The 12,929-nt window shown below is 39.9% G+C and carries 12 protein-coding genes and 1 pseudogene; 8 read left to right on the forward strand and 5 right to left on the reverse strand.

Features of this window, described 5'->3' with window-relative positions; genetic code table 11:
- Positions 1–288 precede the first annotated feature (288 nt).
- Together VB654_RS18390 and VB654_RS18395 are read left to right on the forward strand one after the other, a co-directional pair.
- On the forward strand, positions 289–1,947 hold the full coding sequence (locus VB654_RS18390; protein WP_323215252.1) for an alpha-amylase family glycosyl hydrolase: 1,659 nt from the start codon (positions 289–291) through the stop codon (positions 1,945–1,947).
- Between the two features lie 192 nt (positions 1,948–2,139).
- Positions 2,140–3,180, forward strand: a complete 1,041-nt coding sequence (locus VB654_RS18395) for a 3-deoxy-7-phosphoheptulonate synthase (protein ID WP_323215253.1) — start codon at positions 2,140–2,142, stop codon at positions 3,178–3,180.
- A 10-nt stretch (positions 3,181–3,190) separates the two neighbouring features.
- Here the strand turns inward: VB654_RS18395 and VB654_RS18400 are convergent, their stop codons facing one another.
- Together VB654_RS18400 and VB654_RS18405 are read right to left on the reverse strand one after the other, a co-directional pair.
- A complete protein-coding gene (locus VB654_RS18400; protein WP_323215270.1) occupies positions 3,191–3,619 on the reverse strand; it encodes a hypothetical protein in 429 nt (142 codons plus the stop codon).
- Between the two features lie 73 nt (positions 3,620–3,692).
- Positions 3,693–3,960 (reverse strand): annotated as a pseudogene (locus VB654_RS18405) (ABC transporter); the annotation flags it as partial.
- A 103-nt stretch (positions 3,961–4,063) separates the two neighbouring features.
- Between VB654_RS18405 and VB654_RS18410 the strand changes: the two are divergent.
- The 4 genes from VB654_RS18410 to VB654_RS18425 all read left to right on the forward strand — a co-directional run bounded on the left by VB654_RS18410 (position 4,064) and on the right by VB654_RS18425 (position 8,143).
- Positions 4,064–4,915: a prohibitin family protein gene (locus VB654_RS18410; protein WP_323215254.1), complete on the forward strand. Its 852-nt coding sequence runs from the start codon at positions 4,064–4,066 to the stop codon at positions 4,913–4,915.
- A gap of 80 nt (positions 4,916–4,995) precedes the next feature.
- The gene (locus VB654_RS18415; RefSeq protein ID WP_323215255.1) at positions 4,996–5,412 is read left to right on the forward strand and encodes a DUF1824 family protein; all 417 of its coding nucleotides are present in this window, start codon (positions 4,996–4,998) and stop codon (positions 5,410–5,412) included.
- A gap of 317 nt (positions 5,413–5,729) precedes the next feature.
- A complete protein-coding gene (locus VB654_RS18420; RefSeq protein ID WP_323215256.1) occupies positions 5,730–7,661 on the forward strand; it encodes an ABC-F family ATP-binding cassette domain-containing protein in 1,932 nt (643 codons plus the stop codon).
- 20 nt (positions 7,662–7,681) lie between these two features.
- The gene (locus tag VB654_RS18425) at positions 7,682–8,143 is read left to right on the forward strand and encodes a peroxiredoxin (RefSeq protein ID WP_323215257.1); all 462 of its coding nucleotides are present in this window, start codon (positions 7,682–7,684) and stop codon (positions 8,141–8,143) included.
- Positions 8,144–8,356: 213 nt separating this feature from the next.
- Here VB654_RS18425 and hpf read toward each other — a convergent pair whose 3' ends face one another.
- Positions 8,357–8,998: a ribosome hibernation-promoting factor, HPF/YfiA family gene (hpf, locus tag VB654_RS18430; protein WP_323215258.1), complete on the reverse strand. Its 642-nt coding sequence runs from the start codon at positions 8,996–8,998 to the stop codon at positions 8,357–8,359.
- 392 nt (positions 8,999–9,390) lie between these two features.
- Between hpf and lipB the strand changes: the two genes are divergently transcribed.
- Positions 9,391–10,056 (forward strand): lipoyl(octanoyl) transferase LipB, encoded by a 666-nt coding sequence (gene lipB / locus VB654_RS18435; RefSeq protein ID WP_323215259.1) that lies wholly within the window; start codon positions 9,391–9,393, stop codon positions 10,054–10,056.
- Positions 10,057–10,155: 99 nt separating this feature from the next.
- Here the strand turns inward: lipB and VB654_RS18440 are convergent, their stop codons facing one another.
- The gene (locus VB654_RS18440) at positions 10,156–10,785 is read right to left on the reverse strand and encodes a Uma2 family endonuclease (RefSeq protein ID WP_323215260.1); all 630 of its coding nucleotides are present in this window, start codon (positions 10,783–10,785) and stop codon (positions 10,156–10,158) included.
- Positions 10,786–11,051: 266 nt separating this feature from the next.
- On the opposite strand from VB654_RS18440, the gene VB654_RS18445 reads away from it, so the two are divergent.
- Complete coding sequence (locus VB654_RS18445; protein ID WP_323215261.1) at positions 11,052–12,245, forward strand: site-specific integrase; 1,194 nt, start codon at positions 11,052–11,054, stop codon at positions 12,243–12,245.
- A 130-nt stretch (positions 12,246–12,375) separates the two neighbouring features.
- Here VB654_RS18445 and VB654_RS18450 read toward each other — a convergent pair.
- On the reverse strand, positions 12,376–12,929 hold a 554-nt coding region (locus VB654_RS18450), incomplete at its 5' end, for a hypothetical protein (protein WP_323215262.1).

Genomic DNA, 12,929 nt, shown 5'->3' on the forward strand with positions numbered 1-12,929 from the left:
TAATTTACACTTGATTGCCGAGTATAAACTAAGTAATTCTGGATTCCTGCTGGGCTGTCACCTATTTTCTACCTATACAACTTATTTGAAGAATTAAATCGAATTGCTATATAATCTTATCATGAGTCATCTTAGCCGTTAATACTCGATAAACAACCCATTTTGCTCCAAGAGAATCTAACTTCAGATAGATGAAGCAGTTATATAAATATCTCTAAAGACTGGTTTGCAAATTGATTAATAATTTAGAAGATATTCTCATCTACATTTTTTAATCAAAATAATTGTATGACAGCACCCATTGAATTTAATTTATTTGCACCTTACAACAAAGGAGCCGCATTAATTGGCTCCTTTTCTAATTGGCAGGAAATCTCCATGAAAAAAGGCGAAGATGGCTATTTTCGCGCAACTGTTGCACTAGAAGATGGCATCTATAAATATAAATTCAGGGTTCAATCAAATTCATGGTTTTTTGCACCAGAACAGTGGGTTGATGTCATAGACCCTTACGCCACTGATATTAATGGAAGTAGTGGCGAAGATAACGGGATTGTTAGAGTCAAAGATGGAGAAAGAATTGTTGATACTTACCTTTGGAAACATGATGATAAACCTTTGCCTGCTGACCATAAATTAGTGATTTATGAACTGCACGTTGGTGATTTTTCCGGTGGTGAAGATGACCGACACGCCAGAGGAAAATATAAACACGTCATTGAAAAGTTAGATTATTTGTGTGAATTAGGAATCAATGCAATTGAGTTAATGCCCATCAAAGAATATCCGGGAAATTATAGCTGGGGTTATAACCCCTGTTATTTCTTTGCCACCGAGTCTAGTTATGGTTCTACTGTTGATTTAAAGCAGCTAATTGATGAGTGTCACAGTAGAGGTATTCGGGTGATTATGGACGGTATATATAACCACTCAGAAGCTTCAAGTCCATTAACTCAAATTGATCATGATTACTGGTATCATCACTCTCCTCGTGACCTTGAAAATAACTGGGGCCCTGAGTTTAATTATGAACATTACGATAAAAATTTAGACATTTATCCCGCCAGAAAGTTCATCGGTGATACAATTCGTTTTTGGATTACAGAATATCATATAGATGGTATTCGCTATGATGCCGCCAGACAAATTGCTAACTATGATTTCATGCATTGGATTGTTCAAGAAGCCAAAAATACTGCTGGTAATAAGACGTTTTATAACATTGCCGAACACATACCAGAAACTACCAGTATCACCAATATAGATGGACCAATGGATGGTTGTTGGCATGACAGTTTCCGTCATACAATTACGGTGCATATTTGTGGTGATACTTTTGATTTAGAAAGCCTAAAAGATGTAATTGATGGTAAACGTCAAGGCTTTATGGGTACAACCAATCTGGTGAATTATCTGACTAACCATGACCATGAACGGACTATGGTAGAACTGGCTAATCGGCAGATTTTTGAAGATGAAGGTTTTAACAGAGCTAAATTAGCCGCAGCTATTCTCATGACATCTGTAGGTGTACCTTTAATTTGGATGGGAGAGGAGTTTGGTGAGTATAAACCCAAACAACCGGAATCATCCAAAATTGAATGGTCGTTATTAGGAAATCGTTTAAACCATAACTTATTTGAATACTACAAGGGGTTGATTCATCTGCGTAAACATAATCATGCCCTCTACACAGAAAATATCGATTTTATTCACGAAAACCTCGAAGCCAAAGTACTCGCTTATAGTCGCTGGAACGAAGAAGGTTCTCGTGTTGTTGTTGTAGCAAATTTTTCAGCAAACTTTCTCCGTGACTATCACATTCCTAATTTTCCCTGTGGTGGTACATGGCATGAGTGGACAGGTGATTATCATGTTGAGGCTGGTGATGATGGTATGATCACTGACTTAGGAGCATACGAAGCCAAAGTGTTTGTATGGCAGTAATCAAATCTGGATAATACACTAAAGGGGGCGTATTGTCCCCTTTGAAGGTGATGAAAACAAAACAATTCCATCTCCGCAGTGATAGGGATTTTTAAATTTTAAAAATCTATAAGTTCGTGTTGTACTTTTGATTTAAAATAATATACTAAATTCATTCCTCAATGGAATAGCAAAAATTACAAATTCTGCTCTATGCACAATCAATTATTTAATACTAACATCAAGAGTTCTCACGTATTATTAACACCCAATGAATTAAAGTCAAAATTGCCTTTGACTAAATTGGCTGAACATACTGTTTTGCAACATAGACAGGAAATCAAAAATATTCTAGATTTTCAGGACAGCAGAAAATTTATTGTAGTTGGGCCCTGCTCAATTCATGATACACAAGCAGCCCTCGAATATTCCCAGAAATTGAAAGGTCTGGCTGAAAGAGTGAAGGATAAATTGCTACTCATTATGAGGGTGTATTTTGAAAAACCTAGAACCACGGTAGGATGGAAAGGATTAATTAATGATCCAGATATGGATGATTCTTTCCATGTGGAAAAAGGTTTATTAACTGCACGTAACCTACTGATAAAAATAGCAGAATTGGGTTTACCTGCTGGTACAGAAGCATTAGATCCGATTATACCTCAATATATTAGTGAGTTGATTACATGGTCTGCCATTGGCGCACGCACTACTGAATCTCAAACCCATCGTGAAATGGCCAGTGGTCTTTCGATGCCTGTAGGTTTTAAAAATGGTACTGATGGTAATATTCAAGTAGCTTTAAATGCTTTACAATCAGCTAAAAGCTCTCACAATTTCCTGGGTATTAATCATAAAGGACAAGTTAGTGTCTTTGAAACTAAGGGAAATCCCTATGGTCATGTTATTTTACGGGGTGGTAATCAGCCTAATTTTGAAGCTACAAATGTCCAAATGGTAGAAGAACAGTTAAAAACAGCTAATTTATCACCCAGAATTGTCATCGACTGTAGCCACGGAAATACAAATAAAAATTATAAACTACAGCCGAATGTATTAGAAAATGTGATTCAACAAATAGTTGATGGAAATACATCAATAGTCGGTGTCATGCTGGAATCAAACTTGTATGAAGGTAGTCAACCGATGACTGGGAAGCGAGAAGAATTAAAGTATGGTGTTTCTGTCACCGATAAATGTATTAGTTGGGATGAAACCGAAAAAATCATTTTGGCTGCTTACCAAAAACTGTAAGCGTTCAGGGTTAAAAAAAATCCACCTCATTCATCCTTCCCTCCAACAACTCCAACAATTCATTGATATCCTTCCCCACCTCCTCCCAACAAATTGGCGGAGGAGGTTCTGGTGCAAACTGAATTAACTTCAATTCACCCTTACCAATACAAATCATTACCACTTCCTCTTCAGGTTGATGATGGTCAACAATACCCAAAATTTCCTGAAGTCGATTATCAACTTTATTATTTAAATCTTCTATGGCTGCTTGGGGACAATAAATAAAATGTGGAGTTGGCTGCAAATCAATTCCCGCAGTACCCTGACTATTGCCATTCTCCAACCACAACCCCCAAAACAGCGCCGCCAAATCTCGCTGATTTTCCTTGACAAATCTATCCAACTGGCCACGCCACTTACTGTTTCCTGTCTCCGCCTGAGTACTTCCAAACATGATAAATAATTCGTAGTATTTCCTTCGTAAACGCTGCGCGAACGTAGTTCGTAGTTCGTAATTGAATGGGTGAGATTTATCTTAAGCCACTTTGCACACCCCAGAGGCTGGCATAAATACCATTTTGATCCAGTAATTGCTCATGGGTTCCTGATTCTATCAATTTCCCATGTTCTATGACATAAATGCAATCAGCATTGCGGATAGTTGAAAGACGATGAGCGATTACCTACGGTACACTACGCGATCGCAATTCTTTGTCGTTGTTCACCAGATAACTTTTGATCACGCTCCCCCACAATTGTCTCATAACCTTGGGGCAGTTCCATCATAAATTCATCCGCCTATTCTCCCCTGCCCCTGCACCCTTGCCCCCCTGCCTCTTTTTACCGAGGACGTGTCACCATAGTATAGGAGTTGCCTAAAGATGCAAAAGGAGATAGAACCTTGAAAAGTCAGCAATTTGGGAATTGGCAAACCACAGTTTTTGGAATTGTGTTAGCACTTATTGTCCTCGTCGGACTAAATTCCTTTGTTATTCTCAACCCAGGACAAGCAGGAGTCATTAGCATCTTAGGTAAAGCTAGAGATGGTGCGCTACTAGAAGGCATTCACATTAAACCACCTCTTGTGTCGGTAGTTGATGTGTATGATTTGACGGTACAAAAATTTGAAGTCCCCGCCGAAAGTTCTACGAAGGACTTGCAAAATTTATCTGCAAGATTTGCCATTAACTTTCGCCTTGACCCCACACAGGTAGTTGAGGTAAGAAGAAAACAAGGAACTTTAGCAAATATTGTTTCAAAAATCATTGCTCCTCAGACACAGGAAGCATTTAAAATTGCGGCTGCTAGAAGAACAGTAGAAGAAGCAATTACCAAAAGGAGTGAATTAAAAGAAGACTTTGATTTAGCGTTGGGCAATCGCTTGGCTAAATATGGGATAATTGTGCTAGATACTAGTGTAGTTGACTTGAATTTCTCGCCAGAATTTGCCAAAGCTGTAGAAGAAAAACAAATAGCTGAACAGCGAGCGCAAAGAGCCGTTTATATAGCCAGGGAAGCTGAACAACAAGCACAGGCAGATGTGAATCGCGCCAAGGGTAGGGCAGAAGCTCAAAGACTCTTAGCAGAAACTCTCAAAGCCCAAGGTGGACAGTTAGTTCTGCAAAAAGAAGCAATTGAAGCTTGGCGAAATGGCGGCTCTCAAATGCCTAGAGTCCTCGTTATGGGTGGTGAATCTAAAGGCAGTAGTGTGCCATTCATTTTCAACCTCGGAAATGACCAGAATAAACCGTAATTTGAGTAAATAATGCCAATGGGGTGGGATTAACCCACCTCAGACACCAAAGCCAAACCCAGAAAATCGTAAATTAATTTATGGCGACACCAAATCATCAAAACCTCACAACCTCAGAAGCTACAAAAATCCTGCATAAATTCAACTGCTTAGATATCGCACCTATTCTCAAACCCTCCGAAAAAGCCTTAGTGCGTCGGGCTTTAATTTTGGTAGCTAGTATATCTGATTACCAAATATTAGGGATTTGTGCTGATACCGCAGAAGCAGGGATACTCGCCATGAGAACTTACTCTCATGCTTTTGGTTATGAAGTCCCTAGTGATTTAGCCACACCCGAAGGGCCAGTTTATATCAAATTAAATGGCAAAAATGGGTTATGTTATCTTGACTCTTATGCCGGGCATCATCGGGGTGTATTAATTTCTTGCCAATCTTATAATGAAGGGGGAATTAACGAAATGTATGGACATTTACCCTTGGATTTATTTGTTTAGTTTGGGCAGTGTCGCTGGGAACATTCCAAATGTGTCAGAATTTAGTCACAATTTTGAGACTAACTCAGGAATGAAAAAGAAAATCACCCCCTGGGAATGTTCCCATTTTAATCAGATTAGTAGCGCAGTGAAATCAAAAGTTAAAAAGCTAATAAAACAAGATTTTGCAGAATTTTAAATAGCTGCTTTATTTACGCCATGCTGTACTAGATATTCTCAAGATACTGAACAATGACCAAGGAGAAGAGGCCGGGGGGAGAAGACGGTAACTGCCCAATGACCAATGACAAATGACCAATGACCAATGACTAATTTTTATGAGTATTATTACACTACAATCAGTGAAAAAAGATTTTGGCATCAAAGAACTTTTACGAGATGCCAGTTTTAGTTTAGATGCTACTGATAAAGTCGGCTTAATTGGTACTAACGGTTCTGGTAAATCAACTTTATTAAAAATGATTGCCGGATTAGAATCAATTGATAATGGACAGATTACTTTTAGCTCTGGTGCAAAAGTTATTTACCTACCACAGCAACCAGATTTAGATGAAAATCATACGGTTTTAGAGCAAATTTTCGCTGATAGTGGGGAACATTTGGCTTTGGTGCGCGAGTATGAAGAACTATCTCATAAACTGGTTCACCATCCAGAAGATAGTCAATTGATGTCCCGCTTGTCTGGGGTAATGCAACGCATGGAAACTGCTGGTGCTTGGGAACTGGAAACCAACGCCAAAATTATCTTGACCAAGTTAGGAATTTCTGATTTTGATGCGGTTATTGGTACTTTGTCAGGAGGCTATCGCAAGCGCATCGCTTTAGCAACAGCTTTACTATCAGAACCAGATGTTTTACTGATGGATGAACCTACAAACCATCTGGATGCGCTATCTGTGGAATGGCTGCAAAGTTATTTAAATCGCTTTCGGGGCGCGCTGTTACTCATAACTCACGACCGCTATTTTCTCGACCAGGTGACAAACCGAATTATTGAAATCGACCGAGGCGATATTTACACATATTCTGGTAATTATTCATATTACCTGGAAAAGAAAGCTTTAGCTGAAGAATCGGCAATTAGTAGCCAACGCAAACACAAAGGTATATTGCGCCGAGAATTAGAATGGTTAAGCCGGGGACCAAAAGCCAGAAGTACCAAACAAAAAGCCCGAATTCAACGCGTTGAAAGTTTGCGGGAAACTGAGTTTAAACAAGTCCAGGGGAAAGTTGATATTTCCACAGTTAGTCGTCGTATTGGTAAAAAAGTTATTGAATTAAATAACATTTCTAAAGGCTATGATGGACGGACTTTAATTAAGGATTTCACCTACGAATTTAGTCCAGAAGACCGCATTGGAATTATTGGCGGGAATGGAACTGGTAAATCTACTTTAATGGATATGATTACCAAACGTATTCAACCAGATTCTGGGATTGTGGATATTGGGACGACAATTCACATCGGCTATTTTGACCAGCATTCGGAAGAATTACTTTCAGCCGTAGACGAAAATCAGCGCGTGATTGACTACATTAAAGAAGAGGGCGAATTTGTCAAAGTCTCTGATGGGACTCAAATTTCTGCTTCTCAAATGCTAGAACGGTTTTTGTTTCCCGGAAACCAGCAATACGCGCCCATTAATAAGTTATCTGGTGGGGAAAAACGCCGTTTGTTTTTGTTGCGGATTCTGATTGGTGCGCCTAATGTGTTGATTTTGGATGAACCTACCAATGATTTAGATGTGCAGACATTGGCGGTATTAGAGGATTATTTAGAAGATTTTCCTGGTTGTGTAATTGCAGTTTCTCACGATCGCTACTTTTTAGATCGGACTGTAGATACTATTTTTGCTTTAGAAGAGGGCGGGAATTTACGGAAATATCCAGGTAATTACTCAATTTATCTCGACTATAGGAAGGCTGAGGAGGAAGAAGCAAAACAGCAGCAAGCAGCTAATACGAAGGAAAAACCCAAGGAAGATGTAAAAGTTACAAGTTCGTCTTCAGACAGTGACAATAAAAAGCGTCGCAGACTATCAAACTGGGAAAAGCGGGAATTTGAGGAGTTAGAAGGAAAAATTGCCAAGTTGGAAACGGAAAAAGCTACAGTGGAAAAAGCGTTGCTAAATGTCTCTGCTGGGAATTACACTCAAGTTCAGAAACTTTATGAACAAGTGGAAAATCTCAAGCACTCGATTGATACGGCGACAGAACGGTGGTTAGAATTAGCAGAGATGGATTCTTAATAAAATCGGTAAGAAATAATATGTCTGTTAAAGTTGGTGATACTGCCCCTGATTTTTCTCTCAGCGCTCAAAATGGTTCCACAGTTAGCCTTAGCGCTTTTCGTGGTCAAAAAGCTGTGGTTTTATACTTTTATCCCAAGGATGATACACCAGGATGTACAGCCGAATCTTGTGCTTTTCGGGATCAATATGAGGTGTTTAAAACTGCTGGTGCTGAGGTGATTGGCGTTAGCGGCGATTCTAATGAATCTCATCAGAAATTTGCCCAGAAGTACAATTTACCTTTTACGCTTTTGAGTGATCAAGGTAACGAGGTGCGGAAGCAGTACGGCGCGACTGCAATGTTTGGTTTTGTCCCTGGTCGTGTGACTTATGTGATTGATCAGGAGGGTGTTGTGCAGTATGTGTTTGATTCGATGTTGAATTTTAAGGGTCACGTTGAGGAAGCGCTGAAGACTTTGCAACAGTTGGCTGTGAAATAGTGACGGGTATATGGGCGGGTTTATTAATATCCTCGTTAATATTACAGGTATTTTCAGGTAAATAGACCACTCGATAGGGGCGCAAAGCCTTACGCCCCTACCACAGATGTGGTTCAAATACATGAAAACGGATGTAAATGATATCTGGGAACACGCCCCTACAGGAGATACTGAGGATTTTTAATTCTCCCTCCTGCACCCTGCCCCTTGCCTCTACTTATGGGAGTGGGCTTTTTCGGGAACAGAGTGGGCTGAATTGCCGTTTTTGCCGTTGGTGTGTCCGTTATTATGACGGGGTTGAATTACACCGTAACCGCCGTGGTTACGTTCGTAAACCACATTGATTTCGCCAGTTTCAGAGTTGTGGAACATATAAAAGTCGTGTCCCACTAGTTGCAACTGTTGTGTGGCTTCTGCAACGGTCATGGGAGGCATGGAAAAATACTTTGTACGGACAACCTCATTTGGTAATTCGGGGGTGCGATCGCCTATTAAATCTGCCGCTACTGGTTCGGGAACTAATACTTGATTTGTGGGTAGGGCATTAGTTTTCTGATCTTGAAGTTTTTCCTTATATTTACGCAGTTGACGGGCAATTTTATCTGCTACTAAATCAATGCTGGCATATAAATTTTCGCTGCTTTCCTCTGCACGGATAACACTACCATTTGCAAAAATAGTGACTTCCGCCGCTTGCTTGGTGGTAATTCGAGGATTACGGGCGACACTCAAATGCACATCCACTTCATTGGTGATGTGTTGAAAGTGACTTACGGCTTTTTCAATTTTTTGATGTACATATTCCCGAATGGCATCGGTGATTTCAATATTTTTGCCGTGGATGACAAGCTTCATGTAAACTCTCCCACTGATATATTTGACGTGAATTTGTTTTGTATGAAAAGAAGTCGCGGTAAGGTCTTTCACTACCGCCAAAACAAATTTTGAACAATTTTAATGTACTGCTTATGCTTTGGCTCTCTGTTGGATGGGTGATCCAGTTTGAGTGACAAAGAATTTATGATATTCACCAGCCAGTGCATTCGTTCTGATTGTGTTTGGCGTGATGCTTGTTGCAGAGATTTCCTCCTAACACCTTTGAGGTTATATGTTCAACTTAGCATTTTGTATTCTAGAATGCAGCTGACTTTGGCTTTCCTTTAAAATCCTTTGCATTGCTTGACATTTCTTGACTCAATCTCTGTAAATTGAAATATATTTGGTGAAGAAACCCGTTGATTTTTGGCATGACCCGTAGTACCGAAACAGATTACAGACGTTGTTTGTTATTTAAGGCAGGATTGATGCCATATATAGATGCGCTTTTATGGCAGCGATCGCTTCTTCAAGAGCGCATTCTGCAACCTAGTCTGGATGATGTGTTAATATTGCTGGAGCATCCGCCTGTCTATACTTGGGGACAAGGCAGCAACCCTGAATTTTTCAAAGACCTAGATCAAAGTAAATTCGATGTTCACAGAGTTGAACGTGGTGGCGAAGTAACTTATCATTGCCCTGGTCAAGTTGTGGGGTATCCGATTTTAAATCTGCAATATTATTGTAAAGATTTGCATTGGTATTTACGGCAGTTAGAAGAGGTATTAATTCGGGTATTGGCAGTTTATGGGTTGACAGGCGATCGCCTCCCCGGTTTTACTGGTGTTTGGCTAGAAGGGCGAAAAGTTGCCGCTATCGGGATTAAGGTCAGCCGTTGGATTACTATGCACGGGTTTGCGTTCAATGTTTGTCCTGATATGTCAGGCTTTAAACAGATTATCCCCTGTGGTATTGCTGATAAACCTGTAGCCAGTTTAGCCGAATGGATTCCCAATATTACCTGCGAAGAAGTGCGTGTTAATATATCCCAGTGTTTTGCTGAAGTGTTCGGCGTGGAATTAGTTGAGTCAATCTGAAAGTAATTTATTACTAGCCCTGGCGACTAGAAGTCGCGGCTATACAGACAAAACCCGCACTTCTACAAGCTCAGTGACCACCTGCGCGGGTTAAAAACCTTAATAATTTTCACTCAAAAACTGCCTTAACCACCTGATAGCCTCACTTGTGGTTTGCTCATTTGCAATTGGGAGACATTGCTGTACAATTTCTCTAACGTGAGGAAAATAGCTGCTTTCTGTAATTACGTAATTTTCACCTTGCAATCTATAAATTAATAGCTGCTTATTCTTTAATAGCCAAACCTCTGGCACTTTATAAGGAAGATAGTCATCAATGCTGGTATAGCTAGTAACATCTACTTCAATTACTAAATCTGGTGGTGGGTCATTTTCCCATTCAATACGGTTTTTACCTACTACGGATTTCCAATTTTCAATATAAAAGCAATAGTCCGGCTCAATACCACTAACTTGAGGCTTACTCATGGTGATGGGCGTAAATGAGTCGTATCTTTGCTCTAAATGATCCAGTAAAACTTTAGCAATATCTGCCAGCAAGCTTGCATCTCTTCCATGCTCTGGTAGCGGTGCCATTAACAAAATCTCTCCAGGTCGATACTTGAGCCGAGGGAAGGTGCGATCTCCTAGTTGCTGACTCAGTAGTTGATAATCTTGCCAAGATCCCAACATCCTGACAACTGTTCCAGGTGGCAACTCGATTCTTTCAGGTGTAATTACAGTGTGCATATTCCGCTTTCAATATCTAAAGTAACATCTTGAGCTATCTTTTTAAGTCCTGGATTGTTGGTTTCTAGAGAATCTAAGGAACTAAAATCGCTGATACCTTAAAGGCGATAGGCGGATTTGAATCGGGGAATGGACGTTTACAAACTTTAAAAGGTTATCTCTAGCTATTAAAATTACCATTAATCATAAGACTTTCAGTATTTCCCCTTGACTTTGACTATAAGTTTAACTATCCTGTTGGGAGATAAAGGTTGCATGATAGTCAAATGAACGTACAAAAGAAATCTAAGGGAAACGTGGGTATAGAGGAGTACAGAGGTAAGTTTAGATTAAGGCTACCAAGGGCGATCAGTCCTGAAGGTAAACAGATTTATCTCATTACTGGATTGGACACCAATGACATCAACAGGAGGCGGGTAAGTTCGGTTGTTAACTTGATGGAGGAGGATATTATCACAGGTAACTTTGATGTTACTTTGTACAGATATAAAGAAAACTTGGAGGCACTCAAGCAACCCCATTTGACTTTAGTTCACTCCAAAGCTCCCCAACCTGACCTGATGGAACTATGGGATGCCTATACTGATTATATGAAACCTCAACTAGCAGAGACAACATATATCAGAGATTATGCTAGGAAGTATAGGAATCACATCAAGGCATTGCCTATCAAAGATTTAGAGGATTCTGTGGCTATCAGGGATTATCTATTGACGACCCTAACCACTAATGCAGCTAAAAGAGTCCTGACGTACCTAGCAGCCTGTTGTAAATGGGCTGTGAGTTCTGGATTAATTAATGAGAATCCATTTACTGGAATTTCAGAGTCTATCAAGTTGCCGAAACATGATTCAGATGCCATTGATCCTTTTAGTCAATCTGAGATGAACATTATCATCAAGGCATTTGAGGAAACCAGAGAGCATTATGCGCCATTTGTTAAGTTTCTATTCTGGACTGGTTGCAGAACTGGGGAAGCGATCGCACTACAGTGGAAACATATCAACCCTGAGTGTACACAGATTACCTTTGCAGAATCCTATGATAGCGCTCTACATATAAGAAAAAGTACTAAGACAGGCAAGGCTAGGAAGTTTCCTATTAATGGCAAGCTTAAGGCACTTCTGATGTCCATTAAACCGCCTAACCCAAGCCCTGAGTGCCAAGTGTTCACTGCTCCTACCGGGGGAATCATTAACAATACTCGATTCAGCAATCAAGTTTGGAAAGGCAGTATACAAGGACGGAAAACCTACACGGGAGTTCTTCAGAAGCTAGTAGATGCCGGGGCTGTGGAGCGTTACAGATGTCTTTATAACACCAGACACACGTTCATCACCTTAATGTTAGCTGAGGGGCTTACTGTGTCCGCAGTCGCGAAGTTAGTTGGTAACAGCCCTACGATTATCTTGAGACATTATGCGGGTAATATTGCGCCCTTGGAACTACCTGAAATTTAGGTAGTATGCTATTTCTTAGCATTTAACAGCCGCATAAAATAATTCCCTGGGGAAGCTCTAACTCTCTCAGGGGGTGGTAAATATGGTTATTTAATAAAAAGAGTTACAAGTATTGGGTTTGGAATAAAACCTAAATATTTAGCTCTTTGGGTCTGGGAAGATTCAGATGCGTTTGACCTTCTGAAGGGAAAGTTATCGTCTCATTATTAATCTTTAGGGTATGGATTACTTTCAAAGTTTCTAAATCTATTTTGAAATCTCCGTTATTATCCTTATTCATTTTAGCTGTATATTTTTTTGATATTTGTTGATTTAGAAACTCATCGATTCGATCTCCCAAGTCGCCACTGTCAAACTGTTCAAAACCATTTTCATCGGGTTTTGGTTCAAACCCCATAGCTTTAAGCATTTTCCCTAAGCCGTTTTCAGGTTGATAGTATGAACCTATGGTTGATACGATTTTATCGCTGGTTCCTTTAACGAGACCCATAACCTCAAATCTTAGGTATATTACTTCGGTCATACGGTCGTCTGGCTCAAACCCCAAAAATGTTATTTGACTAAGACCTTCTTGGTTATTGGCTGGTAAAAAGGGTTTATTTGGTTGTTTAAATATAGCCATACATTTATCCTGGGGTGTTATTGTTTGCATTTGCCCCATGTATATGATATGCCCTAAGTATA

The organism is Nodularia sp. UHCC 0506 (assembly GCF_034931045.1).
Classification (GTDB): Bacteria; Cyanobacteriota; Cyanobacteriia; order Cyanobacteriales; family Nostocaceae; genus Nodularia.